30 protein-coding genes are annotated in these 25,861 nt (G+C 70.4%); 20 read left to right on the top strand and 10 right to left on the bottom strand.

All coding sequences use genetic code 11. The annotated features are described in order from the left end of the window. Positions 1-8: 8 nt before the first annotated feature. Together mshD and BJY20_RS06745 are read right to left on the bottom strand one after the other, a co-directional pair. Positions 9-914 carry a mycothiol synthase gene (mshD, locus tag BJY20_RS06750; protein WP_185990823.1) on the bottom strand — a complete coding sequence of 302 codons (906 nt, stop codon included), beginning with the start codon at positions 912-914 and terminating at the stop codon, positions 9-11. Then, entirely contained in the window at positions 911-1,621 is a 711-nt protein-coding gene (locus tag BJY20_RS06745) for a winged helix-turn-helix transcriptional regulator (protein ID WP_185990822.1), read from the bottom strand. Before BJY20_RS06745 ends, mshD begins: the two co-directional genes overlap by 4 nt. Positions 1,622-1,665: 44 nt before the next feature. Between BJY20_RS06745 and BJY20_RS06740 the strand changes: the two genes are divergently transcribed. Further along, complete coding sequence (locus BJY20_RS06740; protein ID WP_185990821.1) at positions 1,666-2,502, top strand: hypothetical protein; 837 nt, start codon at positions 1,666-1,668, stop codon at positions 2,500-2,502. A 22-nt stretch (positions 2,503-2,524) separates the two neighbouring features. Continuing rightward, the gene (locus BJY20_RS06735) at positions 2,525-3,019 is read left to right on the top strand and encodes a heme-binding beta-barrel domain-containing protein (RefSeq protein ID WP_185990820.1); all 495 of its coding nucleotides are present in this window, start codon (positions 2,525-2,527) and stop codon (positions 3,017-3,019) included. A 135-nt stretch (positions 3,020-3,154) separates the two neighbouring features. Here the strand turns inward: BJY20_RS06735 and BJY20_RS06730 are convergent, their stop codons facing one another. Beyond that, positions 3,155-4,162: an LCP family protein gene (locus BJY20_RS06730; protein WP_185990819.1), complete on the bottom strand. Its 1,008-nt coding sequence runs from the start codon at positions 4,160-4,162 to the stop codon at positions 3,155-3,157. A gap of 121 nt (positions 4,163-4,283) precedes the next feature. On the opposite strand from BJY20_RS06730, the gene BJY20_RS06725 reads away from it, so the two are divergent. The 8 genes from BJY20_RS06725 to BJY20_RS06690 all read left to right on the top strand — a co-directional run bounded on the left by BJY20_RS06725 (position 4,284) and on the right by BJY20_RS06690 (position 9,444). Continuing rightward, entirely contained in the window at positions 4,284-4,721 is a 438-nt protein-coding gene (locus BJY20_RS06725) for a Fur family transcriptional regulator (protein WP_185990818.1), read from the top strand. Continuing rightward, positions 4,718-5,737, top strand: coding sequence for a CAF17-like 4Fe-4S cluster assembly/insertion protein YgfZ (gene ygfZ, locus BJY20_RS06720; RefSeq protein WP_185990817.1), 1,020 nt, complete (start codon positions 4,718-4,720; stop codon positions 5,735-5,737). The genes BJY20_RS06725 and ygfZ overlap by 4 nt, the downstream gene beginning before the upstream one ends. 180 nt (positions 5,738-5,917) lie before the next feature. After that, complete coding sequence (locus BJY20_RS06715) at positions 5,918-6,559, top strand: helix-turn-helix domain-containing protein (RefSeq protein WP_185990816.1); 642 nt, start codon at positions 5,918-5,920, stop codon at positions 6,557-6,559. Further along, a complete protein-coding gene (locus tag BJY20_RS06710; RefSeq protein ID WP_185990815.1) occupies positions 6,556-7,182 on the top strand; it encodes a hypothetical protein in 627 nt (208 codons plus the stop codon). The genes BJY20_RS06715 and BJY20_RS06710 overlap by 4 nt, the downstream gene beginning before the upstream one ends. A gap of 132 nt (positions 7,183-7,314) precedes the next feature. Then, on the top strand, positions 7,315-8,301 hold the full coding sequence (locus BJY20_RS06705) for an asparaginase (protein WP_185990814.1): 987 nt from the start codon (positions 7,315-7,317) through the stop codon (positions 8,299-8,301). Then, the gene (gene dtd / locus BJY20_RS06700) at positions 8,298-8,726 is read left to right on the top strand and encodes a D-aminoacyl-tRNA deacylase (RefSeq protein WP_185990813.1); all 429 of its coding nucleotides are present in this window, start codon (positions 8,298-8,300) and stop codon (positions 8,724-8,726) included. Before BJY20_RS06705 ends, dtd begins: the two co-directional genes overlap by 4 nt. 9 nt (positions 8,727-8,735) lie before the next feature. Beyond that, positions 8,736-9,032, top strand: coding sequence for a DUF2516 family protein (locus tag BJY20_RS06695; protein WP_185990812.1), 297 nt, complete (start codon positions 8,736-8,738; stop codon positions 9,030-9,032). Positions 9,033-9,078: 46 nt separating this feature from the next. Beyond that, the gene (locus BJY20_RS06690; protein ID WP_343062801.1) at positions 9,079-9,444 is read left to right on the top strand and encodes a phosphomannose isomerase type II C-terminal cupin domain; all 366 of its coding nucleotides are present in this window, start codon (positions 9,079-9,081) and stop codon (positions 9,442-9,444) included. On the opposite strand, the gene BJY20_RS06685 is transcribed toward BJY20_RS06690, so the two are convergent. Beyond that, positions 9,432-10,259 (bottom strand): class I SAM-dependent methyltransferase, encoded by an 828-nt coding sequence (locus BJY20_RS06685; RefSeq protein ID WP_185990810.1) that lies wholly within the window; start codon positions 10,257-10,259, stop codon positions 9,432-9,434. The genes BJY20_RS06690 and BJY20_RS06685 overlap by 13 nt on opposite strands. 70 nt (positions 10,260-10,329) lie before the next feature. Here BJY20_RS06685 and mshA point away from each other — a divergent pair, with 70 nt between their 5' ends. From mshA to BJY20_RS06670, 3 genes are all read left to right on the top strand, one after another. Continuing rightward, positions 10,330-11,601, top strand: coding sequence for a D-inositol-3-phosphate glycosyltransferase (gene mshA, locus BJY20_RS06680; protein ID WP_343062800.1), 1,272 nt, complete (start codon positions 10,330-10,332; stop codon positions 11,599-11,601). Further along, complete coding sequence (locus tag BJY20_RS06675) at positions 11,598-12,092, top strand: type III secretion system chaperone family protein (protein WP_185990809.1); 495 nt, start codon at positions 11,598-11,600, stop codon at positions 12,090-12,092. The genes mshA and BJY20_RS06675 overlap by 4 nt, the downstream gene beginning before the upstream one ends. Before the next feature lie 108 nt (positions 12,093-12,200). After that, the gene (locus BJY20_RS06670; RefSeq protein ID WP_185990808.1) at positions 12,201-12,932 is read left to right on the top strand and encodes a phosphoglyceromutase; all 732 of its coding nucleotides are present in this window, start codon (positions 12,201-12,203) and stop codon (positions 12,930-12,932) included. Positions 12,933-12,938: 6 nt separating this feature from the next. Here BJY20_RS06670 and phoU read toward each other — a convergent pair whose 3' ends face one another. Next, positions 12,939-13,619, bottom strand: coding sequence for a phosphate signaling complex protein PhoU (gene phoU / locus BJY20_RS06665; RefSeq protein WP_185990807.1), 681 nt, complete (start codon positions 13,617-13,619; stop codon positions 12,939-12,941). 152 nt (positions 13,620-13,771) lie between these two features. Between phoU and BJY20_RS06660 the strand changes: the two genes are divergently transcribed. Both BJY20_RS06660 and BJY20_RS06655 read left to right on the top strand, forming a co-directional pair. Further along, entirely contained in the window at positions 13,772-14,950 is a 1,179-nt protein-coding gene (locus BJY20_RS06660) for an ATP-binding protein (protein ID WP_185990806.1), read from the top strand. Further along, on the top strand, positions 14,947-15,627 hold the full coding sequence (locus BJY20_RS06655) for a response regulator transcription factor (RefSeq protein WP_185990805.1): 681 nt from the start codon (positions 14,947-14,949) through the stop codon (positions 15,625-15,627). Before BJY20_RS06660 ends, BJY20_RS06655 begins: the two co-directional genes overlap by 4 nt. Before the next feature lie 86 nt (positions 15,628-15,713). Here the strand turns inward: BJY20_RS06655 and BJY20_RS06650 are convergent, their stop codons facing one another. Further along, the gene (locus tag BJY20_RS06650) at positions 15,714-16,178 is read right to left on the bottom strand and encodes a hypothetical protein (protein WP_185990804.1); all 465 of its coding nucleotides are present in this window, start codon (positions 16,176-16,178) and stop codon (positions 15,714-15,716) included. A gap of 157 nt (positions 16,179-16,335) precedes the next feature. Between BJY20_RS06650 and BJY20_RS06645 the strand changes: the two genes are divergently transcribed. Both BJY20_RS06645 and ispD read left to right on the top strand, forming a co-directional pair. After that, positions 16,336-16,818 carry a CarD family transcriptional regulator gene (locus tag BJY20_RS06645; RefSeq protein ID WP_185990803.1) on the top strand — a complete coding sequence of 161 codons (483 nt, stop codon included), beginning with the start codon at positions 16,336-16,338 and terminating at the stop codon, positions 16,816-16,818. A gap of 68 nt (positions 16,819-16,886) precedes the next feature. Continuing rightward, positions 16,887-17,552, top strand: coding sequence for a 2-C-methyl-D-erythritol 4-phosphate cytidylyltransferase (gene ispD / locus BJY20_RS06640; protein WP_343062799.1), 666 nt, complete (start codon positions 16,887-16,889; stop codon positions 17,550-17,552). Here ispD and BJY20_RS06635 read toward each other — a convergent pair. Continuing rightward, positions 17,494-18,591: an NAD(P)-binding domain-containing protein gene (locus BJY20_RS06635; protein WP_185992495.1), complete on the bottom strand. Its 1,098-nt coding sequence runs from the start codon at positions 18,589-18,591 to the stop codon at positions 17,494-17,496. The two genes, ispD and BJY20_RS06635, sit on opposite strands and share 59 nt — an antisense overlap. A gap of 54 nt (positions 18,592-18,645) precedes the next feature. Here BJY20_RS06635 and ispF point away from each other — a divergent pair, with 54 nt between their 5' ends. Continuing rightward, on the top strand, positions 18,646-19,140 hold the full coding sequence (ispF, locus tag BJY20_RS06630; protein ID WP_185990801.1) for a 2-C-methyl-D-erythritol 2,4-cyclodiphosphate synthase: 495 nt from the start codon (positions 18,646-18,648) through the stop codon (positions 19,138-19,140). A 58-nt stretch (positions 19,141-19,198) separates the two neighbouring features. Here the strand turns inward: ispF and BJY20_RS06625 are convergent, their stop codons facing one another. From BJY20_RS06625 to BJY20_RS16430, 3 genes are read right to left on the bottom strand one after another with little or no spacing between them, the layout of a single operon-like run. Then, entirely contained in the window at positions 19,199-20,608 is a 1,410-nt protein-coding gene (locus BJY20_RS06625; RefSeq protein ID WP_185990800.1) for a YlbE family protein, read from the bottom strand. Further along, on the bottom strand, positions 20,605-22,110 hold the full coding sequence (locus tag BJY20_RS06620; RefSeq protein WP_185990799.1) for an AllF/FdrA family protein: 1,506 nt from the start codon (positions 22,108-22,110) through the stop codon (positions 20,605-20,607). Before BJY20_RS06620 ends, BJY20_RS06625 begins: the two co-directional genes overlap by 4 nt. Further along, positions 22,107-22,931 carry an oxamate carbamoyltransferase subunit AllH family protein gene (locus BJY20_RS16430; RefSeq protein ID WP_185990798.1) on the bottom strand — a complete coding sequence of 275 codons (825 nt, stop codon included), beginning with the start codon at positions 22,929-22,931 and terminating at the stop codon, positions 22,107-22,109. The genes BJY20_RS06620 and BJY20_RS16430 overlap by 4 nt, the downstream gene beginning before the upstream one ends. 99 nt (positions 22,932-23,030) lie before the next feature. Here BJY20_RS16430 and BJY20_RS06610 point away from each other — a divergent pair, with 99 nt between their 5' ends. Continuing rightward, a complete protein-coding gene (locus BJY20_RS06610; protein ID WP_343062798.1) occupies positions 23,031-24,692 on the top strand; it encodes a PucR family transcriptional regulator in 1,662 nt (553 codons plus the stop codon). Between the two features lie 167 nt (positions 24,693-24,859). After that, positions 24,860-25,858, top strand: coding sequence for a BMP family protein (locus BJY20_RS06605; RefSeq protein WP_185990796.1), 999 nt, complete (start codon positions 24,860-24,862; stop codon positions 25,856-25,858). The last annotated feature ends 3 nt before the right edge of the window (positions 25,859-25,861 follow it).

Genomic DNA, 25,861 nt, shown 5'->3' with positions numbered 1-25,861 from the left:
GTCGGACATCATTCCACGGTGTGGTGAACCCCGCGTGAATACATGACGTGGACTGCCTTGCGCTCGAAGCCGGCTCGGCGATAGGTCGCCAGGGCAGGGTGGTTGTCGCCCTCGACGTACAACTCGACCTCGCGCACACCGCGTCGGGCCAGGTGGGCGAGCCCGAGCCCGGTGAGCGGCCCGCCGAGACCGCGCCCGTGCAGGTCCGGGCGCACACCGACGACGTAGACCTCGCCGACGTCGCCGTCCGGTGGGTCGACCTTGGTCCAGTGGAACCCGGCGAGGCCGTGCTCGGCCACGGAGCCGTCCGCTGTGCCTTCCAGCAGGATCAGCCCCTCGGCCTCGAACCACGGCTGCTCCATCCGCTCGGTCAGCCCGGCGGTGTCGAGATCGCCCTGCTCGGGGTGGGTGGCGAAGGCAGCGGCGTTGACCGCCAGCAGCGCGTCGTCGTCGCGACCGGGCTCGAAGGTCCGGTGGGCGAAGCCCTCCGGCAGTTCCGGGTCGACCTCGTCGCCGTCGACGACCGGCCGGGAGAGCACGAGCAGCTCGCGCACGGGCGCCAGGTCCAGCGACGCGGCGAGCGCCCGGGACCCGGGGAGGTCGCCGTGTGCCCACGGCCGGGCGTCGGGACGGTGCTTCAGGACAGCGGCCAACACGGCGGTGCCGACCCCCTTCGCCCGGGCGGACGGGACGACGAAGGCCTCGACCGAGCCGTCGTCGGCGATCTGCGCGTACCCGGCCAGGCCCCCTTCGTCGGTGGCCACGAGGTGCTCGCCCTCGCGGGGCAGGCCGAGCAGGAAGGCCTCGCTCAGCGGCGCGACGCCGTCGGCGGAGGTGGCCTCCTCGGCCGCCGCGCGCACCGAGGTGAGCAGGTCGGGATCGAGCCGGGCGAAGGGGGTGACCGCCGTCGTCATGCCGGCACCCCCGCTCCTTCGGTGGCCCCGACGCCCTCGTCGCGGGTGAGGACGAAGCGGTAGCCGACGTTGCGCACGGTGCCGATGAGCTTCTCGTGCTCGCTGCCGAGCTTGGCCCGCAGTCGCCGCACGTGGACGTCGACGGTGCGGGCACCGCCGTAGTAGTCGTAGCCCCACACCTCGTGGAGGAGCTGATCGCGGGTGAAGACCCGTCCGGGGTGCTGGGCGAGGTGCTTGAGCAACTCGAACTCCTTGTACGTGAGGTTGAGCACCTGCGACCCGAGTCGGGCCGAGTAGCTCGCCTCGTCGATGGTGAGGTCACCGGCGACGATACGGCCGTCCTCCTCGTCGGGCCCGACGAGGCGGCTCGTCACCAGGCGCAGCCGTGCCTCGATCTCGGCCGGGCCGGCGCTCTCGAGCAGGACGTCCTCGACGGCCCAGTCGGCGTTGACCGCGGCCAGGCCACCCTCGGTGAGCACGGCGATGACCGGCCGGGAGGTCCCGGTCGCGCGGATGACCCGGCACAGGGCGCGCGCCTGCGCCAGGTGGTGGCGGGCGTCGACGAGCACGACGTCGGCGTCGGGGGAGTCCAGCAGGACCGATGCATGAGGAGGCAGCGGGCGCACCTCGTGCCCGAGCAGGCCGAGTCCCGGCACGACCCGGTCGCCGGGCGCCGGGTCGTGCGTCAGGAGCAGGAGTCGGGCCATTGCCCCCAAGAATAGGGCGTCCGTGGCCAGATACCCTCTGCGTCGTGACCACCTCCGCATCGAACGAGCCGACAACGCGCGCTGCGCGGCACGCCCAGCGTGCTGCCGAACGCGTGGCCGACCGTGGTGCGCCGGTCCCCCGCCCGCGTCCCCTCGTCATCGCCGGGGTCGTCGTCAGCGCCCTGGTGCTGGCCGGGTCCGCCGCGAGCGGTCTGCGCGCCCTGGAGATCGCCGTGGTCGTGCTCGCCGGGCTCGTGGTCGCCGTCGGCTGGCCGCGGCTGGTCGACTCGCCGACGCCCGTGGGCTCCTCCGTGGTCCTCGCGGTCACGACGTTGGCGCTCGGAGCCGCCTTGCTGGCGAAGGGGGAGGAGCCCCTCCTCGAGCAGGTCCCCGCCGCCGTCGCGGCCGGGATCATCGCGATGTGCCTGCACCCGCTCGTCCAGGCCTCGGCGCGGGCCGATCTCGCCCGCGGGCTGGCCGGGACGGCCCCGGGCATCCTGGTCATCTCCTGCGGCGCCGTCCTGACCAGCACCGTGCCCCACAGCGCGAGCCCGGTCGTCATCGCCGGGATCGCGCTCGCGGTGGCAGGCCTGGTCGATCTGGCCACCGAGCGCGGTCGGCTCGTGAGGTGGATGCTGCCCATCGGCATGCTCGTCGGCGGGATCGCGGGTGTGGCCGCCCACTGGGTCCTCGACGCCCGGCTCGAGCCGTGGGCCGCTCTCGTCGGCGTCCTCGGGGCCGGCGTCGCGCTGTCCCTGCGCCGGGCGCTGTCTCAGCAGAGCGCCGTGGACGGGGCCCTCGGCGGGGTCACCTCCGGCGTGGCCTCGGTGCTCCTCGTCGGCCCGCTGCTGCATCTGATCTCGCGACTGCCACTCGGCTGACCCGGGCGCCTACGATGGACGGGTGTTCACTCTCGATCCCACGATCCACCCGGACATCGCCCCCCTCGCCTGGCTCGTCGGCCGCTGGGAGGGTGCCGGCGTCCTGGGCTACCCGACGATCGAGTCGGCCAACTTCGGCCAGGAGATCATCGTCAGCCACGACGAGCGTCCCTTCCTGCGCTGGGAGAGCCGCTCGTGGATCCTCGACGAGCAGGGGGAGAAGGTGCGCCCGGCCGGCACCGAGCTCGGCTTCTGGCGTCCCGGCGGCGAGGGCGAGGTCGAGCTGCTGCTGACCCACCCGACCGGCTTCGTCGAGATGTACTGCGGCAGCATCGAGCCGGGCCGGATCGAGATGGCCACCGACGGCGTCATCCGCAGCCCCCACGCCAAGGAGTACGCGGCCGCCGAGCGGATGTACGGCTTGGTCAACTCCAACCTCATGTGGGTCATGGACATGGCCGCAGTCGGCCAGCCGATGACCAGCCACCTGTCCGCGGAGCTCAAGCGCGTCGAGTGAGTGGCGTGTGCTGACCCGGTGTGGCGCCCGCTCACCCGGCGGACCTGACGGCGTTGTGCACGCCTGTCACTCGGTATTTCGGGACACGGGCGCGTGTAACGCCGTCAGGCCCTGTCGAGTGACGCGTTCCGGGGCCTACTCGGCGGACTCGGCGTAGCCGGCGAGGTCGTCGGTGCGCAGGGCGTCGCTGAGCGCGGCCATCCCCTGCTCGTCGAGGATGTCGATGGACGCACCCTCGGCGGTCGTCCCGTAGCCGCTGAAGGGCGCGGTGATGAAGCGGATGTTGTCGCCGCGCACCGAGCGCATCTTGATCGCCTCGCTGCGGATGACCCCGCCGGTGAGCTCGTCGTCGACGACCGTGTGCTCCGTACCGGCCTCGATGACGTCGTTCAGACGGCTGGGGTTGAGCAGCACCTGGGGGTCGAGGGTCTCGCGCATGATCGCCTTGAGCCAGGCCTGCTGGCGCTGACCGCGGGAGATGTCGCCCTCCTTCAACTGCTTGCGCTCGCGGACGAAGTCCAGCGCCTGCGTCCCGTCGAGGGCGACCTCGCCGGCCGGGTAGTCCGGGCCGGGCTGGGGATTGTCGACCGTCACGCCGCCGAGGGCATCGGTCAACTGCTTGAATCCCTCGAAGTCGGTCTTGGCGACGTGGTTGATCTTGACCCCGACGAGGTCCTGGACGGTCCGCACGAGCAGCGGCGCCTGGCCGAAGGCGTAGGCGGCGTTGATCTTGTCCTCGCCGTGGCCGGGGATCGGTACGTACAGGTCGCGGGGGAAGTGGATGATCCAGACGTTCTCGTGGTCCTCGTCGACGTGAACCAGCTGGATGACGTCGGCCCGGCTGGAGGTCTCGCCCGGTCGGGCATCGGAGCCGATGATCAGGTAGTTCTCTCCCGCGTCGTCGACGAGGTCCTTGCCCTTGGTCGTCGTCGTGTCGTCCTTGGAGTCGCCGAGGAGCTTCTCGTGGGTGAGGCCGTGGTCGACCTTGCTGCTGATGAACCACCCGTACCCGCCGACGCCGACGCACAGGAGCACGACGAGGGCGATCAGCGTGACGCCCACACGGCCGGCCCGGCCCATCCGCCGGCGCCGGCGCCGCGGAGCGTGCGAGGTGTCCGCGGCGTCATCGAAGTCTTCGAGCATGGGCACAGAGTACGGCTGCCGACCGGAAGAAGGCTGAAGGGTGCAGGAGCTCGGCGGGTGGCGACGGGGCACGGGCCGAAGGCCCCTGCCCGCGCCCGCATCGAGCCCGTAGATTGGGGGTATGGACGATCCGGGTGAGGTACTGCGCCGCCACGGGCTGCGCATGACCGAGCAGCGACGGCGCGTGCTGGGTGCCCTGACCCGGCGCTCGCACCTGACCCCCGATGCCGTCGCGGTCCTCGTGGCGGCCGACGGAGGGCCCGAGTTGCCTCCGTCGACCATCTACCGGACCCTCGACGCCCTCGAGGAGGTCGGCCTCGTCGAGCACACGCACCTCGACCACCGTGCGCCGACCTACCACCGGGCGGGAGGGCACGGTCATCTCCATCTGCGCTGTCGCGGTTGCGGGCGCGTGATCGAGGTCGACCCGGATCTGGCGACTCCCTTCGCCGACGCCGTGCGCGGCGCGACCGGCTTCGTCGCCGACCTGACCCACATGGCCATCCACGGTCGCTGCGCCGAGTGCGCCGGCGACACCGACACCGAAGGAGGGGCATGACTGCCTCACCACTGCTCCAGGCGCCCGGCGCCGTCTCCGGCGAAGGACTCGACGCGGGCGTCGCCGCCCACTACGGCGACCCGATGCGCGAGCAGCGGCTGCTCGCCGAGGGCCTCGCCGTCGTCGATCTCTCCCACCGAGGGGTCGTGACCGTCTCCGGTCCGGACCGGCTGTCCTGGCTGCACACGCTGACCTCCCAACAGTTGACCGATCTGCCGCCGCGCACCTCCGCGGAGTCGCTCGTGCTGACCCCCAAGGGCCACGTCGAGCACGCGCTGCACGTCGTCGACGACGGTGAGCGGACCTGGCTGTCGCTCGAGCCGGGCACCTCCTCGGACCTGGCCGCTTGGCTGGACTCGATGCGCTTCATGCTCCGGGTCGAGGTCGAGGACGTCAGCGACCGTTACGCCGTCCTCGGCGAGTGCGTGGACCGCGAGGGCGTCGAAGGGGAGCCGCCGACGTGGTTGGACCCGTGGCCGCGGGTGGTCGGGGACACCGCGACGTACGGCCCGCAGCCAGAGGAGCACCCCGGTCGGGATCGGCGCTGGCGGGAGGTCATCGTGCCGGTCGAGGAGATGACCGCCGCCGTCGGCGACCGCGAGCTCGCCGGGACCTGGGCCGCAGAGGCCCTGCGGGTCGCGGCCTGGCGTCCGCGTCTGGGAGCCGATACCGACCACCGCACGATCGCCCACGAGCTCGACTGGCTGCGCACCGCCGTGCACCTGCACAAGGGCTGTTACCGCGGTCAGGAGACGATCGCGAGGGTGCACAACCTGGGTCGCCCGCCGCGCCGGATCGCCTTCCTCCACCTCGACGGCTCGGGGCACGTCCTGCCGGACGCCGGAGCCGAGATCCGCTTGGGGGAGAAGGTCGTCGGCCGGATCACCTCGCGTGCCCGCCACCACGAGGACGGCCCGATCGCGCTCGCGGTGCTCAAGCGCAACACCGACGCCGAGGCCGACCTGCTCGTCGACGGGGACATCGCTGCCGCGCAGACGCAGATCGTCGCCCGCTGACCTGACCGTCCGCGGCGGGGCGGTGGGGCAAGGTCTCGCGACTACGCTCCTGCTCCATCTCGTGGGCCGCTGCCCGTGTGGTGGAGCAGGAGCGTAGTCAGCTGAGTGTGGGTGTGAGACGTCGCTCACGTGTGCTATCTCTGGCTTGCACCTGCTAACTGGAGCAAGCATACTTGAGGCATGTCCAAGAACCCGCTCGACGCACTGCCGGGCAACCTGGGGAACCACCTGGGTGAGTACCTTCGCGAGCAGCGTCTGCTCGCGAAGCTCTCCGTGCGGCAGCTCTCTGCGCTGGCCGGGGTCTCCAACCCCTACCTGTCGCAGATCGAGCGGGGTGTGAAGCGCCCGAGCGCCGACATCCTGCAGCAGATCGCCAAGGGCCTGTCGATCTCCGCCGAGACCCTCTACGTCCAGGCCGGTCTGCTCGACCCCAAGGACGCGGGTGCCGAGGCCGGGGACAACACCCGCTCGGCGATCCGGTCGGACCCGGCGCTCACGGCGCGGCAGCGGCAGACCCTGCTGGAGATCTACGAGTCCTTCGTCGGCGCCGACCGGGGCCGGACGAAGGACTCCACCCCGAAGGGATCCGCTTCGTCCTCCTCCGCCACGAGGACCACGTCCTCGAGGTCGGATGCGAAGCAGGCCACGAAGACCACTGCGAAGAAGAAGACCACTGCGAAGACGTCGGCCACCCCGAAGGCCTCGGCCTCCCGGGCGGCCTCCACCCAGGGCGGCGGCACCTCGTCGTCGGCCCGTACGAAGGGCTCGCCGAAGGCGTCGGGCTCGAAGAACTCGAAGTCCACACCAAGGAGAAACCCATGAGCGTCACCAACACCGTCAAGAAGGTCGTCACCGGCCAGACCTACGCGACCGTCGGCGCGACCGACCTCGCCGTCGAGACCTTCCGCGGCTACACCACCCAGATCTCTGCCCTCGGTGCCGAGCTCGAGCCGAAGAAGGTCCAGGCCCGCGTCAAGGCCGCTCCGGCCGAGGTCCAGGGCTACTACAGCGACCTCACCAAGCGCGGCGAGGACCTGGTCACCCGCGTGCGCAAGCAGAAGGCCACCCAGGACCTCGTCGGTCAGGCCGAGGCCACCGTCGCGCTCGGCAAGGGCCTGGTCACGACCGTCCGCAAGGCCGTCTCGGACGTCGAGGCGTCCGCCAAGCGCACGCTGACCATTGGTCGCAAGGAGGCCGTCAAGGCCGCCGACGCCGTCGCCGACTCGGTGGACGTGGACGTGGACGTGGACACCGAGAAGGCCAAGAAGGCCGTCGCCGGCTCCGCCAAGCGCACCACCTCCGCCGCCAAGGGCACCAGCACCACGGCGAAGAAGGCCGCGACGCGCACCCGCACCGCGACCAAGTCCACGTCGACCGCCGCGAAGAAGACGGCCACCAAGTCCGCGAAGGCCGCCGACAAGGCTGCTGACAAGGTCGGCGACTGAACTCTTCGAAGTTCCTCCGCCACACCTCGGAGCAGAACTTCTGACGTTCCGGGTGCTCCGGGGCGCGGCCGTTCGCAGCCGAGCCCCGAAGCGCACCAACCGATGCTGTGGTGAGGCGGTAGCCTGCGGCGGATGACCGCCCAGGCCCCTGACACCACCAGTCTCGACGAGGCCCCCGTGCTGGTCCACGTGACCCGCGGGGGCTTCATCGAGTCCGCCCAGCGAGCGACGCTCGTCGCGACCGACCCCGCGGGAGGGACCCCCCTTCGTCATGGAAGGGTCGACGACCCCGTCCTGCCACGCTCCTCGCTCAAGCCGATCCAGGCGCTGGCGATGGTCCGCGCCGGGCTTGACCTGCCGCCGCACCTGCTCGCTCTCGTGTGCGCGAGCCACTCCGGGCAGGACGTCCACCGCGAGGGCGTCGCCGAGGCGCTCGCGAGCGTCGGCCTCGACCTGTCCGCGCTGCAGAACACCCCGGCCCTGCCCCTGGGTGAACTCGAGCACGCCCGCTGGCTCGTCGCCGGTCGAGCGAGCGAGTCGGTCGCCCAGGACTGCTCCGGCAAGCACGCCGGCATGCTCATCACCTGCACGGTCAACGACTGGCCGATCGAGAACTACCTCGACCCACAGCACCCCCTCCAGCAGGCGATTCGAGACACCACCGCGCAGGTCGTCGGCCCGGTGGCCCACACGACCGTGGACGGGTGCGGGGCACCGCTCTTCGCCGTCCCGCTGCGTGGGTTGGCAGCGGCCTTCGGGGTCCTCGCAGCCGCGGACGAGGACACCGCCGAAGGGAGGGTCGCCACGGCCATGCGCACCGCACCGCACATGGTGGGCGGCACCGGCCGGGACGTCACGGCCTTCATGGAGGCCGTCCCCGGCCTCGTCGCCAAGGACGGCGCCGAGTCGGTCTACGCGGCCGGCCTCGCCGACGGCCGGGGCGTGGCGATCAAGGTCGCCGACGGCTCGTCCCAGCCCCGTGCCCGCCGTGGCCTGCTCGCGCACTCCCTGCTCGCCCTCGACCTCGACTCCGAAGGCCTGCGCGCCCTGGCCGACCAGCCGGTGCTCGGCCACGGCCGCCGGGTGGGCTCCGTCGAGGTCGTCGGGCTGACCTCATGAGGACGGTCGTGCAGCGGGTGAGCTCCGCCCGCGTGCGCGTCGGCGAAGAGACGGTCGGCGAGATCGGACCCGGCCTCGTCGCCCTGGTCGGCGTGACGCACGAGGACGGACCGCGGGAGATCGCGACGACGGTGCGCAAGATCGCCGAGCTGCGAATCATGTCCGGCGAGACATCGGTGACCGACAGCGGCGGCGCCGTGCTCGTGGTCAGCCAGTTCACCCTCCACGCGGACATCCGCAAGGGGCGCCGTCCGTCGTGGAACGCCGCCGCCCCGGGCCCGGTCGCCGAGCCGGTCGTCGACGCCGTGGCCGAGGGACTGCGCGAGCGCGGCCTGACCGTGGCCACCGGGCGGTTCGGCGCCGACATGGCCGTCGACATCCACGGTGACGGTCCGGTGACGCTCATCATCGACGCGCCCGCCTAGTCTGGACCCGTGCAGATCATCGGTCAGATCCAGGCGTGGATCATCCTCGGTCTGGGGCTGCTCGCCCTGGCCATGGAGGTCTACGCCCTCCTCCACGCCGTCCGGCAGCGCCCGGACGCCTTCACGGCTGCGGGCAAGCAGTCCAAGACCTTCTGGGTCGTGGCCCTGGCCATCGCGACGCTCCTGGGCTTTGCGGTGCTCGGCGGCGGGCTCGGCCTGCTCGCGATCATCGGGATCGTCGTCGCGGGTGTCTACCTCGCCGATGTGAGGCCCGCCATAGATGCTGTCATGGGCCGCCGCCGCTGAGCTGCGGCACAATGTCTGCTCCAGCATCCGTACCCGGGGAGAGTCCGTGAGCAACCCGCCTGACCCGAGACGCTCGATCTTCGTCTCGCAGCGCCCCTGGGGCCAGTTCGAGCAGTTCACCAGCAACGAGGAGACGACCGTCAAGGTCGTCACCGTCGAGCCCGGCCACCGGCTGTCGCTGCAGACCCACGAGCACCGGGGCGAGTTCTGGCAGGTCCTCGACGGGCCGCTGGACGTCACCGTCGGGCACGAGTCCTGGGCGGCGCAGACCGGCGAGAAGGTGTGGGTTCCCCCGGGCGCCGTCCACCGGATGGGCAACAGCGGCGACCGCCCCGCCCGGATCCTCGAGATCGGGTACGGCGCCTTCGACGAGAGCGACATCGTGCGACTCGAGGACGACTACCGCCGCTGAGGACGTGCCAGCGGGCCGGAGCGTGGCGCCACGAGCGACCACGGCACGGTCAGCTCACCCAGGCGCCACCGGTCCGACCGGCCGATGACCGGGACCTCCTTCGCGACCTCACCGATGGCCGCCACCGCGCGCTGCCGGGGCCCGTACGGGGCGAAGGGGGCCGACCACCGCCACGCGTCGTCGAGCCGCTCGAGCAGGTCGTGGACCGGCTCGCCCGGGATGTTGCGGTGGATCAGCGCCTTGGGCAGGCGGGCGGCGACGGCCGAGGGATTCCTCTGCGGGCCGAGGTCGCGCAGCCGCCACGAGAGGGTGAGCGTGCGCGGTCCCCCACGGTCGAGCGTGATCCAGCTGCCGAGCCGGCCGAGCTCGTCGCAGGTGCCCTCGACGAGGAGGCCGTGGTCGTCCAGACGGGCGAGCATCGTCGCCCAGGGTGCCTCGACCTCGCCCTCGTCGTACTGCCGAAGCACGTTGAAGGCGCGGATGACCCGGGCCCGCTGACCGTGGGGCAGGGGTACCTCGAAGCCGCCGAGGGTGAACTCCACACCCGGCCCGGCCCACGCCTGGGCGCTCATGACCCTCGCCGGGTCGATCTCCAGGCCCCGCACCCGCACGTCCGGCCGCACGCTGCGCACCCGCTGGGCCCACTCCGCCGTCGTCACCCCACTGGCGCCGTGGCCGAGGTCGATGATGACCGGGGGTCCCCCGACGCGCAGGACGCGACGGTGGGTCGAGGTCAGCCACCGGTCGCACCGGCGCAATCGGTTGGGATTGGTCGTTCCGCGGGTGATGCTCCCGACGGGACGCTGGCTGGACACCCACGCAGCGTAGGCCGACCCCGGGCACAACTACGCTGGCGGGGTGGACGAACGAGTGAAGGGTGATCCGGTGAGCGATCAGCCGATCCGCCGCGTGGCCATGATCAGCGTGCACACCTCGCCGCTGGCGCAGCCGGGCACGGGTGACGCCGGTGGCCTGAACGTCTACGTCGTCGAGTCCGCCCGCGAGCTGGCAGCGCGCGGGGTGGAGGTGGAGATCTTCACCCGGCGCACCGCGGCGGACCTGCCCGATGCGGTCGAGATGGAGCCCGGGGTGGTTGTGCGCCACATCGACGCCGGGCCCTATGAGGGTTTGCTGAAGGAAGACCTACCGGGCCAGCTGTGCGCCTTCGCCGCGGGGATGATGCGTGAGATCGCCCGGGTGCCGCACGGCCACTACGACTTGGCGCACTCGCACTACTGGCTCTCGGGTCAGGTCGGCTGGCTCGTCGCCGAGCGCTGGCAGGTGCCGCTGGTGCACACGATGCACACGATGGCTCGCGTGAAGAACCGCCAGCTCGCCGAGGACGACGTCCCCGAGCCCCCCGGTCGCGAGATCGGCGAGGCGCAGGTCGTCGACATCGCCGATCGACTCATCGCCAACACCCTGCAGGAGGGCGACGAGCTCATCGAGTACTACGACGCCGACCCGGACAAGGTCCAGGTCGTCCCGCCCGGGGTGGATCTGACCACCTTCGCCCCCGGGGACCGTGACGACGCACGATCGCGGATCGGCCTGCCCCAGGACGCGGTCGTGCTGCTCTTCGTCGGCCGGATCCAGCCGCTGAAGGGCCCGCACGTCCTCGTGCGGGCCGCGGCGGAGCTGCTCGGTCGGCGACCCGAGCTGCGTGGGCGTCTGGTCGTGGCCGTCCTCGGCGGCGCCTCCGGACGGGGCCTGGTGGCGCCGGACCGGTTGCAGCAGCTCGGCGAGGAGCTCGGCGTCACCGACGTGCTGCACCTGGCGCCGCCGGTGAGCCGGGCCGAGCTGGCCGACTGGTACCGGGCCGCGGACCTCGTCGCGGTGCCCTCGCACACCGAGTCCTTCGGTCTCGTCGCCATCGAGGCGCAGGCCAGCGGGGCGCTCGTCGTCGCGGCCGACGTCGGCGGCCTGCGCACCGCGGTCGGGGACGGTGGCGTCCTGGTCGACGGGCACGACCCGCAGGACTGGTCCCGGCAGCTGGAGGACCTCATCGACGACCCGGCCGGGGCCGAGCGGCTGCGCAGCAACGCCCGTGCGCACGCCAAGGCCTTCGGGTGGTCGGTGACGGTGGACCGTCTCCTCGATGTCTACGCTGGCGCCGTGGCCGAACGTCACAACATGCTCGTGGAGGTGCCTCGATGAACGACAAGGAACAGGCCCTCGAGGTGGTCCGCTCGGTCATCGCCGAGACCGGGATCGAGAGCGAGCCCGGGACGCGGGACGGCGAGCTCGTCGTCTCCCTCCCGGGGGAGAAGAAGCTGAAGACCGTCGCCTCGCTCGTCGTCGGCGAGCAGGCGCTGTCGGTCACGGCCTTCGTCATCCGCAACGCGGACGAGAACCACGGCGAGTTCTACCGGTTCCTGCTGCGTCGCAACCTGCGCATGCCCCTGCTCGCCTACTCCATCGACTCCTCCGGCGACGTCTACGTCAACGGGAGGATCCCCCTTCGCGCCGTGTCGCCGCAGGTGGTCGACCAGGTCCTCGGTGTCCTGCTGGAGGCTGCCGACGAGCCCTTCAACGAGCTGCTGCTCATCGGCTTCCGCAGCTCGATGCAGAAGGAGTGGGACTGGCGGGTCTCCCGCGGGGAGTCCCTGCGCAACCTCGAGGCCTTCCGCAGCGTGCTCGAGCATTGACGGGTGCACACCGATGAGCACACGGCCCTTGGTCGTTCGTTCCTCACTCCCTGAGTCGGGCCGCATACCCATCGGCCCGCCCCCTCGGCCGCAGCTACCCTTGGCCCCATGTCGACACTCATCCTGCTGCGCCACGGGCGCTCCGACTGGAACGAAAAGAACCTCTTCACCGGCTGGGTCGACGTCGACCTGATCGACCGGGGTCGTGAGGAGGCCGTCCGCGGCGGTCAGCTGATGAAGGAGGCGGGGCTCCTCCCGGACGTCGTGCACACCTCCGTGCTGCGCCGGGCGATCACCACCGCCAACATCGCGCTCGACGAGGCCGACCGGCACTGGATCCCGGTCCGCCGCGACTGGCGCCTCAACGAGCGCCACTACGGCGCGCTGCAGGGCCTGGACAAGGCGGCGACCCGGGAGAAGTACGGCGAGGAGCAGTTCATGCTCTGGCGCCGCAGCTTCGACACCCCGCCGCCGCAGATCGACACCGACGACGAGTACGCCCAGACCGGTGACCCGCGCTACGCCGACATCGAGATCCCGCGCACCGAGTGCCTCAAGGACGTCATCGAGCGCCTCATGCCGTACTGGGAGGGCCCGATCCGCGAGGATCTCGCCGCCGGCAGGACCGTCCTGGTCACCGCGCACGGCAACTCGCTGCGGGCCCTGGTCAAGCATCTCGACGGCATCAGCGACGAGGACATCGCGGGGCTGAACATCCCGACCGGCATGCCGTTGGTCTACGACCTCGGCGAGGACTTCATGCCCACCGGGCCGGCCGAGTACCTCGACCCCGAGGCCGCGGCCGCCGAGGCCGCGAAGGTCGCCGGCCAGGGCAGGTAGTCCGGCTCAGACTCCGTCGTCGACGTCGACCTCCTCGTCGTCGACCCCGTCGATCTCGCCCGTGACCAGGAAGCGCACGCGGCGCGCAACGGTGACGGCATGGTCGCCGAAGCGCTCGTAGTAGCGGCTGAGCAGGGCGACGTCGACGGCCGCGCTGCTGCCGTGCTCCCAGCGGCTGTCGGCCAGCCGGGCGAACATCGAGCGGTGCAGCTCGTCGAGCTCGTCGTCGATCTCCTCGATGGCGCGGGCCCCCTGGAGACTCTGCGACACGAGGATGTCGGCCACCTTGGCGACGATCCGCTCGGCGACGTGCCCCATCTGCAGGAAGGACGCGCGCATCTCGTCGGGCACGGCGCTCTCCGGGTAGCGCAGCCGGGCGACCTTGGCCACGTGACGGGCGAGGTCGCCCATCCGCTCCAGGTCGCTGGACATGCGCATGGAGGTGACGACCGCACGCAGGTCGCTCGCGACCGGGGCCTGGCGGGCCAGCAGGTCGATCGACTTCAGGTCGAGCTGGTTGCGCCGGCCATCGATCTCCTGGTCGGCCTCGATGACCTGCTCGGCGAGCTGGACGTCGGCATCGAGCAGCGCGGACGTGGAGCGGCGGATGGCCGAGCCGACGAGGTGGGCGAGCTCCACCAGGTCGGTGGACACCTGCTCGAGTTCGTCGTGGAAGACCTGACGCATGGGTCGCCTTTCGTGGTGGGTGTCGCTGTCTGAGGTGGATTGAACACTGCCTGCGTGAACGCCCTCGGGCCGGAAGATGAACATCGCGAGATGCACGCCGGACACGGTGTCCTGGTGCCAGCATGCCTGATTCGAGAAGTACTCTCGGTGTCGTGGAGCCAACGACCGCGGCAATTCTGGGTGGCCTGGCCGGCCTGCTCATCGGATTCCTCGTCTGGGCCGCGATCACCATGACCGACCGCGAGCGTGCCGTCGAGCCGCAGTCGGAGCCGGAGGTGCCCCGCGGTGTCGGAGACGTGCTCGCCGTGCTGCGCTCGTCCGGGGTGGTCCTCGATCCGACCGGTGGGGTCATCACCACGTCGCCGGCAGCCGTGACCTACGGACTCGTGCGCGCCGGGCGCCTCGCCCACCCGCAGATCCGCGAGATCGCGGAGAAGGTGGCCCGCGACGGCGTGATCCGCGAGGCCCAGCTCGAGCTGACCCGGCAGGGCCTGAGCTCCTCGGTGTACGTCTCGGCACGGGTGGCGCCCCTGGGTGCACGACACCTCCTCCTGCTCGTCGAGGACCAGACGCAGGGGCGGCGCGTGGAGGAGACCCGCCGCGACTTCGTCGCCAACGTCAGCCACGAGCTGAAGACCCCGGTCGGTGGCATCTCCCTGCTTGCCGAAGCCGTCATGGACGCCAAGGACGACCCCGAGGCCGTCTACCGATTCGCCCGCCGCATGCAGGGCGAGGCCACCCGCCTGTCCAGCCTGATCAAGGAGATCGTCGAGCTCTCCCGCCTGCAGGGCACACCGGTGCTGCAGGACCCGCAGCTGGTCGACATCGAGGAAGTGATCCAGCTGGCCCTGGAGCACGTGCACCTCGAGGCCGAGGCCAAGCGGATCACCCTGACCGACAAGGTCGCCGACGAGCTGTACGTGCGCGGCGACGAGGACATGCTCGTCACCGCCGTGCGCAACCTCGTCGGCAATGCCATCGCGTACTCCGACGCCGACACCTCGGTGGGCGTGGGTGCACGGCTGCAGGACGGCACGATCGAGATCGCCGTGACCGACCAGGGCTCCGGTGTCCCCGAGGCCGAGCAGGCCCGCATCTTCGAGCGCTTCTACCGCATGGACATGGCCCGCTCCCGCGCCACCGGTGGCACCGGGCTGGGCCTGTCGATCGTCAAGCACATCTGCGCCAACCACGGTGGCGACGTGCGGGTCTGGAGCGACGGCCAGCACGGTTCGACCTTCACGATCCGAGTCCCCGTCGCCCCTGAGACGCTCGAGTCGCCCGACCAGAGTCTTGACCCGACAACCCCCACAAAGGAGTTCCGCCGATGACACGCATCCTCGTGGTCGAGGACGAAGTGTCCTTCTCCGACCCCCTGTCCTACCTGCTGGAGAAGGAGGGGTACGAGGTCGCGGTCGCCGAGAACGGCCCCGACGCCGTCTGTGCCTTCGAGTCCGACGGTGCCGACCTCGTCCTGCTCGACCTGATGCTGCCGGGCCTGTCCGGCATCGACGTCTGCCGCACGATCCGGCAGCGCTCCAACGTGCCCGTGATCATGCTGACCGCCAAGGACGGCGAGATCGACAAGGTGGTCGGGCTGGAGATCGGCGCCGACGACTACGTCACCAAGCCTTACAGCTCGCGCGAGCTGCTCGCCCGGATCAAGGCCGTGCTGCGGCGCCGCGCCGAGCCGGAGGAGCTGTTGCCCTCGACGGTCGAGGGCGGGCCCGTGCGCATGGACGTCGACCGGCACGTCGTGGCCGTGCACGGGGAGCAGATCCAGCTGCCGCTGAAGGAGTTCGAGCTCCTCGAGATGCTGCTGCGCAACGCCGGCCGGGTCCTCACCCGGGTCCAGCTGATCGACCGGGTCTGGGGCAGCGACTACGTCGGTGACACCAAGACCCTGGACGTGCACATCAAGAGGCTGCGCGCCAAGGTCGAGTCGGACCCCGCCAAGCCGGTGCACATCGTCACCGTCCGCGGTCTGGGCTACAAGTTCGAGAGCTGATCACTGGACAACCCTGACGAAGGCGGTGTTCTGAGGTGCGACGAAGGGGTCCCACGTTCTGCGTGGGCGCCTCGAAGGGGGGCGGGTCACCCCTTCGGCGCGTACTCCTTGTAGTAGCCGGTCGGCGGGAGGACGGGGGCCTGCAGCGGGACGGTCTTGTCGCCGACGGTGACCTCGACGTCCGTCATGGCACCCGCGCCCTCCTTGAGTCCCTTGAGCATGAGGTCCTCGTCGCCGAGGGTGAGAAGCGTCCCGGGGGCGACCTTGGTCGATGCCTTGCCCGAGCCGCCGGCGATGGTGACGGTGATCGGATTCGTGCCGGCGTTCTCGACCGAACCGGTGACGACCGCGGTGCCACCGTCCTCGCTGCTGATCAGGGCGAGGTTCTCGAACTGGACGTGGTCGGGCAGTCCCTTGACGACGACGCCGTCGGTGATGGACTGCGTCTTCGTCGTCTGCAACGGGGAGTACACGGAGCAGCCGGCGGTGCTGGCGGCCAGGACCACAGTCAGGGCGAGGGCGCGGCCACGGGTGCGGAGATTGTGCTTCACGAGGCACATCGTAGCGGGGCGTCGGTGTCAGGAGGACAGGGGCGCCCGTCGGCTCCCACACACCGTGCGCGCGCGGGGCATTCTGTCGGTCAGGGTCGCCTGTGCGACTCACGACACGCCGTGTTAAACTGGAGGTCGCGAAAGGGGCAATCTCCACATGGATTTCAAGGTCGGCGAGACGGTCGTGTACCCCCACCACGGGGCTGCTTTGATCGAAGAGATCAAGTTCCGAAAGATCAAGGGCGAGGACAAGCAGTACCTCAAGTTGAAGGTGGCACAGGGAGATCTGACCATCGAGGTTCCCGCCGAGAACTGCGACCTCGTGGGTGTCCGCGACGTCGTCGGCAAGGAAGGGCTGGATCGGGTCTTCGAGGTGCTGCGCACGCCGCACGCCGAGGAGCCCACGAACTGGTCGCGTCGCTACAAGGCCAACCTCGAGAAGTTGGCCTCCGGTGACGTCATCAAGGTCTCCGAGGTCGTGCGCGACCTCTGGCGTCGTGAGAAGGATCGCGGCCTGTCCGCAGGTGAGAAGCGAATGCTGGCCAAGGCGCGCCAGATCCTCGTCTCCGAGCTCGCGCTCGCGGAGAAGACGGACGAGGACAAGGCCGAGGTCATCCTCGACGAGGTCCTGGCTTCCTGAAGGACAGGGTCCTGAACCACAGGCAGAACGACGACGCCCACACCGACTCCGGTGTGGGCGTCGTCGTCGTGGCAGCCGGATCCGGCACCCGTCTGGGCGCCGAGCGACCCAAGGCCTTCGTCGAGCTCTCGGGGATGACGCTGCTGGAGCATGCGCTGCGCGGCGTGGTCGCCACCGCCGGTGTCGACGAGGTGATCGTGGTCGTCCCGGCCGATCTGGTCGCCGGGGCGGAGGCGGTCGCGGCACCGATGACCGGCCCCACGGGTCCGACCCTGCAGGTCGTGCCCGGCGGAGCCGAGCGCACCGACTCCGTCGCCGCCGGGCTGGCGGCACTCTCCGGTGCGGTGCGAATCGTCCTCGTCCACGACGCCGCTCGGTGCCTGACTCCCGTGGTCGTCTTCGAGCGCGTGCTCGAGGCGCTGGACGGGGGAGCGGCGGGGGCGGTCCCCGGTGTCCCCGTCGTGGACACGATCAAGGTCATCGACGGTGAGGGGCTGGTGACCGGTACTCCCTCCCGGGACTCGCTGCGCGCCGTGCAGACACCGCAGGGGTTCCGGCGGGAGGTGCTCGAGCAGGCCCACGCCTGCGCGGTGGCCGCGACGGACGACGCCGCGCTCGTCGAGGCGCTCGGTCATCCCGTGCTCGTTGTGGAGGGCGACCACCGCTCGCTGAAGATCACGACACCCGAGGACCTCGAGCGCGCCGAGCGGCTGCTGCGGCTGACTGCCGGTTGAGGTGGCGACGCACGGCCACGGCAGCGGCCCGGCCGGCCCGGTTGCCGCCGATGGTGCTCGCGGAGGGGCCATAGCCGACGAGCTGCACCCGTGGGTCGACCGCGCTCGTCACCGAGGTCTGCACGTCCGTGCTCCCGGGCTGCAGGGCGATGCCGCCCTCGGGACTGCGCAGGCCGAGTGGTGCCAGGTGGCGCACCGCGGCGCGGAAGCCCGTGGCCCACAGGATCGCGTCCACCCGCTCGTGGTTGCCGTCGGCCCACCGAACCCCGTCCTGCTCGATCCGCTGGAACATCGGGCGCCGCCGGCCGTAGACGCCCGTCCGGGCCGCATCCATCTCCTGGGGACGTAGCTGCAACCCGGTGGCTGAGACGACGCTGGCCGGCGGGCGGCCCTCGCGCACCCGTTCCTGGACGAGCTCGATCGCCTCGCGGCCGGAGAAGTCCCCGTCGTTCCACACCGGCTCACGCCGAGTGACCCACGTCAGGTCGGCGATCGTCGCGATCTCGCCGATGAACTGCACGGCGGACGCACCGCCCCCGACCACGACCACACGCTTGCCGCGGAAATGCTCCGCCCCGGGGTAGGCGACCGTGTGCCACTGCTCGCCGCGGAAGTCCCGCTGGCCGGGGTAGCTCGGGACGAACGGGCGTGTCCACGTCCCCGTTGCGTTGATCAGCGTGCGCGAGGTCCAGGAGGACTCTCCCGCACGGACCACGAGCAGGCCGTCCTCGTCCGTGACCCGGTCGACGTGGACCGGCCGCAGCACCGGGAGCTCGTGGGTGTCCTCGTACTCGTCGAACCATCTGGCGATGACCTCGTTGGCCCGGTCGCCGGACTCGTCCGGAGCGCGAGCGTCGGGCAGGTCCGCGACACCGTGGACGTCGTCCATCGACAGTGAGTCCCAACGGTGCTGCCACGCGCCACCGGGTCGGGTGTTCGCGTCGAGGACCACGTGCTCGATACCGAGTCGGCGCAGGTGGAAGGACGCGGACAGGCCCCCCTGACCCGCACCGATGACGACCGACTCGTGGATCTGCACGGACGCCACGCTAGTCACCCTCCCGCGCTGGGCCGACCCTGCGAGACTGACGTCATGACTGCGTTGCCGCGGACCGGGATCGGTGTCGACGTCCATGCCTTCGCCGGGCCCGACTCCGGCCGAGAGCTGTGGGTGGGGGGCCTGCTGTGGCCGGGGGAGATCGGCCTCGAGGGCCACTCGGATGCCGATGTGGCCTGCCACGCTGCCTGCGACGCGCTTTTCTCGGCGGCCGGGATCGGTGACCTCGGAACCCACTTCGGTACCGGGAGGCCGGAGCTGGCCGGTGCGTCCGGTCTCGTGCTGCTGGCCGAGGCGGCGCGACTGGTGGGCGAGGCCGGTTTCGAGATCGGCAACGTCGCGGTGCAGGTCGTCGGCAACCGACCCAAGATAGGCCCCCGGCGTGGGGAGGCCCAGACGGCCATGTCGGATGCGTGTGGCGCGCCGGTCAGCCTGAGCGGCACGACCTCGGATGCGCTGGGCCTCACCGGCCGGGGCGAGGGTGCTGCCGCCATCGCCACTGCCGTGGTCGTCGCTGCCCCCGTCCGCTGAGACGAGACCGTCCTGCTCCGGGTCGGAGCAGGACGGTCTCGTCGGGCTGATCTGCTGGTCAGCTGGCGGCGCGGGCTCGGGTACGGGCAGCCAAAGCGGCAAGGGCCGACGGGAAGATCTCCCCGGGGGGCGTGACCAGGCCGGCACCCACTTGGCCGACGCCGGCGAGCCGACCGGCCATCCCGGTGTTGATCTGCGGCAGGATGCCCGTGCGGCACACCTTCGACACGTCGATGCCCGTGGGGGCGCCGAGGAAGTCGAGGACGGGGATGGCCCAGCGGCTGTTCTCGCCGAGGGTGATCTCACCCATTCGACGGGTGGTGGCCAGGGCATCGGGGACCGAGCCGCCCACGAAGCGGACGATGGCCGGTGCGGTGGCCATCGAAAAGCCACCGATGCCCGCCGTCTCCGTGATGGCGGAGTCGCCGATGTCGGGGTTGGCGTCCTCGGGGCCGAAGTCGCCGAGGAAGAGGCCGTCCGCGACCTGGGCTGGGCCGGTGAACCACTCGTTGTCGGTGCCGGCGACCTGGATGCCGAACTCGGTGCCGTTGCGCGCCATTGCCACGACCATGGTCGAGCCCTCGATCCCACGGGCGGCATCCATCTGCAACTTGCAGGCAGGCATCGCCACGTTCAGGAAGAAGTGGTCGTTGCCACCCATGAAGGCGAACGCCTCGGCCACGTCGGCAGGGTCGGCGCTGCTGCGTGCGAGGGCCGGGGCGATGTCCCGCAGCAGCATGAGCGTGCCGGCCCGGTTGCGGTTGTGGGCCTCGTCGCCCATCTGCAGCATCTGACCGAGGATGGCGGTCGCGTCGATGGGGCCCGTCGCGCGGACCGCCTCGGCCAGGAGCGGCCCGAGGGTCTCGGACATCCACCGCAGCCGCGTGAGGACTTCCGGCGAGTACGCCCCGTAGCGAAGCACCTTGCCCAGGCCCTCGTTGAGGGAGCAGTAGGTACGGCGGCCGTCCACGGGGTCCTCGAGCACCCACATCCACATGGAGGCGGAGATGACGCCGGCCATCGGGCCGACGGCCTGACGGTGGTGGCACGGCTCCATGCTCACCTGGTCACCGGCGGCGAAGAGTGTGGCGGCGTCCTCCGGGTCGTCCACGAGGCCCTCGAGGGCCGCAGCTCCCATGAGCGCACCGCGCATCGGGCCGGATGCGTTCTCCCACGCCAGCGGGGGGCCGGCATGCAGGAACTGTCCACGCTCGAGACCGAGGACCTCGTGGGCGGGGGCCACGTCGACCACCATGGCCTGGACGGCGAGCACGGCCTCGAGGGCGCGCTGGTTCGCCTCCTGACGAAGGGGGTCGGTCGCGACGGTCGCCAGGTCGGACTCGGTGCCCTCCATGGGAGGGCGCCAGTCGACCCGGGTGACGGGTACGGCCTGGGCGTCCAGGGCATCGGCGAAGATGCTGGCGCCGGCGGAGGCGACACCGGTCGTGGGGCTGTGCGTGGTCGTCATGCTGTGGCTCCGATCAGCGAGATCGCCCGGCCGGCGGCCCGGGCATTGGACAGGAAGACCTCCGCGCCGGCATCCGCCAGCGCTGCGGCCTGGTCGTCGAGGACCTGCGGGTCGCTGGCGGTCCCGACGCAGGCCACGAGCACGGCCAGCTCGCGGCCGTCGTCCCGGGCCGCAGCGATGGCAGCGCGGATCGCCGGGGCGGTCGTGGCGGCGGGGTCGGCGTCGGCACCGTGACCGAGGACGACGTCCATGAGCACGGCCGAGGTAGCGGGGTCCGCGGCCGTGCGGGCCAGGTACTCCAGGCGGATCGTCGGGTCGATCATCGGGTGCGGGCGCCCCGCCGTCATCGTGTCATCGCCGAAGTCGATCATCACGGTGCCGTCAGCGGTCAGTGTGGAGTCGAGCGCGTACTGCGGGTCCAGGGGGATGTTGCTGTGGACCGGGCCGAGCTGGTCGGTGGCCATGATCATCGCCTCGTCGCACAGCGTGCCACCGGCGAAGAGGCCGCGCAGGCGCCCGGGACTCACCGTGGCGGCGGAGGCGCCCCACGTCGGCCACTGCGGTACCGGTCGTCCCAGAGTCTGCAGGATCTCCTCGGCCGAGGCAGTCAGGTCCGGCTGGCCCGCCCCCAGGAGCGCGAAGTGCACGGGCGTGCCCAGTGTCTTCGCGAAGTCGCGCAGTTCGCTGGCGACCTGGGCCGCCGGCGGCTTGGACACGACGACGATCAGTTCCGTTGCCGGGTCCGCGTCGAGGCGCCGCATCGCCTGCCTGGTCGCCATGGCACCGACGTCCACGCTCAGGTCGCGCCCACCGACACCGAGTGCGGCCGTCATACCGACGCCGGCGTGGTCGAGGAGGCACATCAGCTGCTGGCAGCCGGTGCCGGATGCGGCAACCAGGCCGACGGGCCCGGGCTGGACCGTGTTGGCAAAGCCGAGTCCCACTCCATCCACCATCGCGGTGCCGCAGTCCGGCCCCATGACGAGCAGGTCGCGCTCTGCAGCGACCTGCTTCAGCGCGATTTCCTGGGCGACCGGGACGTTGTCACTGAAGACCATCACGTCGTGACCGGCGTCGAGAGCGTCCATGGCCTCGACCACTGCGTTCGCGCCGGGGACCGAGACCAGGCCCATCGCGGCCTCGGACCGCTTGATCGCGCTCGCGATGGTCCGGGGCGGCTCCTCGACGCTGCCGGCGGACTCCGTGCGCCGGGTCACGGCGACGAGTGCCGCATCGACCGCGGCGAGTGCGCTGTCGAGGTGCGACTCGGACTCGAGCCGGAGCGCCACGACCATGTCGTTGGGGGAGGTCTCGGGCAGGTCGAAGCCCATGGAGGCGATGACGTCGAGGTTCAACGGCGTTGCCATGGCGACCTGTGCTGCCCGGACGCCGTCGACGGCAGCGACGTCCTTGCTGACCTGCAGCAGGGCGACGGAGTCGGCGTAGGCGCCGGGACGACACTCGACGTGGTCGAAGTCGGTGTCGGCGGTAGAACGTGTCATGAGCAGGTACTCCTTGATCCGAGGTGGTCGAGGGCGAGCGCGAGTCCCAGCGCCAGGCCGAAGCCAGACGTGTGACCGATGCGTGTCAGGTCGTGCACGGCCGTGGAGACCGCGTCTGGTTGGACGGTGAGCGACCGCAGGAGCTCCGCGAACTGCGGGACCACCTCCGCGCGTGCGGCTCGGCGCAGTAGCGTTGCCGAGAGTGCGGTGGTGCGGTGGTCGGCCAGGGCGAGCGCCCGCTCGGCAACACCTGCTGAGCAGGGGTGTGCAGCGGCGACCATGACGGCCAGCCAGCCGCAGAGGACGTCGTCACCCAGTGGCGTCAGTCCACTGCCGAGCCCCAGCAGCACGTCCACTGAACGCGGGTCGGCTGCGACCAGTGCACCCAACCCCTTCGCCGGGAGCTCGGCACGGCCGGCGTCGTTCGGGTCGAGAGCGAGCGCCAGTCGCTGCGACATCAGGGGGGCGAGGGCGGGATCGATTGCCGGTGAGGTGTGGCTGACGAGGCGGCCGACGTGGACACTCGCTCCGGTGAAGTGCAGGCGTGCGTGGCTGATCGCCACCCGGTCGCCGGGAGTGGGCGGGCGCCGGTCGAGGGTCAGCTCCCCGGTGCCCGACAACTGGGTGCGTAGTGCGCAGGGGACCGCGATCGCGTGCCGTGACAGCACGGCGACGACGTCCTTGCGCGGCGGATCGCCCACCTGCAGGTACACCGCGTCGGACCCCGAATGCAGTACGAGTGCGTCCGTCGCCCCACTGGTGAGCAGGTCGCGAACCCACTGGGGAGCCGCGGCGGCGACGGCGTGCGTCGCGGCGCTCACAACAACATCCCTGGGGTCATATTGTGACCGTAGTCGCTCCTGCTAGCCTGAGTTAAGGCAGGAAGTGCCAATCATTTCTAGCAGAATTGACATCTTTTCGTGACACATGCGTACCGTGTTCCACTTCGTGATGTGTTGAAGATCGACACCATGGCCGACACCTCGGTCCTGGCCGGCCGGTCGGGTCTTGACCGGGTGGTCACGCGGTTGAACGTCATGGAGGTCCCCGACATCGTCGACTGGGTCCGCCCGCACGCCCTGCTGGTCACTGCGGGGTATCCGCTGGTCGGTCTGGACGAGGACCGGTTCATCGACTTGGTGCGCGCGCTGGACGAGCGCGAAGTCGCCGCGCTGGGGATCAAGGTCGGCAGGTACGTCGAGGAGGTCCCCGCACGGGTCCTCGACGTTGCCGACGACCTCGGTTTCCCGTTGTTGGACCTGTCCGTGGACATGGCCTTCGATGACCTGCTGGAGCAGGTCCACGTCCGTCTGACCGATGTGCAGGCTGACGTCCTGCAACGCACGGACGCCCTGCATGCCGCGCTCGAGGGGCTCGTCCTGGAGGGGGCGGGCCTGGAGCAGATCGCCACCCGTATCGCGGACGTGCTGGGGATCGGGATCCTCGTGACGACGGTCGACGGGCGTGAGCTCGCGGGCGCCCTGACGCAGGAGATGCGTCGGGCGCTCACGGAGTCGGACGCCTTCGACGCGACCGGGCGGTTCCGGGTCGAACGTCTGCGGGTGCGGCCGATGAGCATCGGCAGCGGGCAGGTGCTGGTCCAGCCGGTCGTCGCGGCGAGCAGTGACCTGGCGCGTCTCGTGGCCTTCGACCCGCAGCGGGTCGTGCCGAAGGACGATGTCTACGCCCTGCAGCGGGCCTCGGCGGTGGCGGCACTGCTGATCAGCCAGCAGCAGGCGGTCAGTGCGGTCGAGTCGAAGTACCGCGGCGACTTCCTCAGGGACGTCCTCAGTGGCCGGGCCGGCGACGAGGACCGGGTCCAGGAGTACGCGGCAGGCCTGGGGTGGAGCATCGACCTCCCGGCGATGGTGGTCACGGCCAAGCTCGATCCGCCGGCCGCGGAGGCGGAGCAGGTGCCGACGAGCATGCGAAGGGAGTGGCAGCAGCGGTTCTTCCTCGCCTGGAACAAGGTGGTGGCCTCGCACGGCGCCCAGTACCCATCGGCCGACTTCTTCGACGAGGTCGTCACCGTCCTCTCGGCACCCGAGGGGCTGCGTGGCCAGCCCAAGGCCGCGACGGCCCACCTGCAGGCACAGGTGGCCGACATCGTCACGGCTGTGGCGGGAGACCGCGGTGGGCGTCGGCGGCCCTTCTCCGTGGGCACCAGCCGTCTCGTGCACGCCTGGGAGGGTCTGCCTGCCGCCTATGGGCAGGCGCGTCGGGCGAACGAGGTCGGCTTTCGCTTCACCGGCGGTAGCGGGACCTCCCACTTCGATGACCTGGGGATCCACCGCCTGATCGGCCTCATCCCGGACCGGGATGAGATGGACGCCTTCGCCAAGGACGTCCTGGGGGACCTCGCGGACGAGGGTGCCGAGTCGCAGGACCTGCGCGAGACGCTGCAGGTCCTCCTCGACACCAACCTCAACGTCGCCGAGGCCTCCCGCCTGCAGTACGTGCACTACAACACGATGCGTTACCGGATCACGAAGCTCGAGCAGATGTTGGGCAAGTTCACCGTCGACCCGGCTCTGCGGCTCAACCTCGCGGTGGCCCTGCAGGTGCGCAGAATCCAGCTCTGAGTCAGGGCCTTTTACAGCAAACTTGGCCTGCGTGAACTGGCAACTTGTGCTGGAGGCTAGGCGTAAAGGTGGACCGTCTTGCTGGCGACAGCCTGCTTGACGTCTCTCTAGCGTTGGAGCCGCAATGGACGTGAGTGCTATCACACCACCAGCGGAGGTTCGCCGATATGCGCAGAACAACGAAGTTCCTTGTCGTCCCATCCATCCTAGGAGCGCTGGCGCTCAGCGCGTGTGGCGGCGACTCGGGCTCATCGGAAGGCGATCCCCTGCGGGTCGCAGGAATCTTCTCTGGCCCCACCACCGACGCCGACTACAACGCCCTGGGCCTCCAAGCTTTGGATGAACTGGAAGAAGACGGCGCTGAAGTGTCCTATTCCGAGAGTGTGCCGGTCCCAGACATCGAGAGGGTCCTCCAAGAGTACGTCGCGGATGGCTATGACGTTGTGTGGACCCACGGATCCCAGTTCTACGAGGCTACGGCGAAGATCGCCAAGCAGAACCCTGACGTTAATTTCATCGGTGAGTTCGATGGCGAACCCGAGGGCCAGCCGGACAACGTGTGGGTCCTTGATCGCAACTTCCACACGGTTTTCTATCCCATTGGCACTCTGGCTGCCAACCTGACTGACTCCGGGAAGGTCGGCTACCTCGGTGGGCTATCCCTTCCGTTCTCATATTCCGAGGTGCACGCCATGCGCCAGGCCATCAAGGACAGCGGCAAGGAGGTCGAACTCAACACGGTGTGGAGTGGTGACTTCAACGACACGGTCAAGGCCCAACAGTTGACGTCACAACTGCTGTCGCAGGACAACGACGTCATCGTGACTTCGCTGAACTTGGGTGCGGTCGGCTCGTTCAAGGCCATGAGTAAGGTCGACCCCGGTGACGCATGGCTGACCGTCAAGTACACCGACAAGTCCAAGAACGACCCGGATCACTACGCCGCGACCGTTCTGTACGACTTCAAGGCTCCCGTGAACGAGATCGTCACCGACATCAGCGACGGCACGACCAGCGGGTATTACCAGATCACCTTCGGCAAGGGCGCGAGCGTCGAGATGGCAGACGCGATCCCGAAGAACGTGCGCGCGAAGGTCGACGAGTCCGTTAAGGGCATCACCGACGGGTCGATCGAGGTCGAGCTCGACCAGTCTGAGACGAAGTAGGTG

The sequence above is a fragment of the Janibacter cremeus genome (assembly GCF_013409205.1).
Lineage (GTDB): Bacteria > Actinomycetota > Actinomycetes > Actinomycetales > Dermatophilaceae > Janibacter > Janibacter cremeus.
This window is presented reverse-complemented; position numbering and strand designations above follow the sequence as displayed.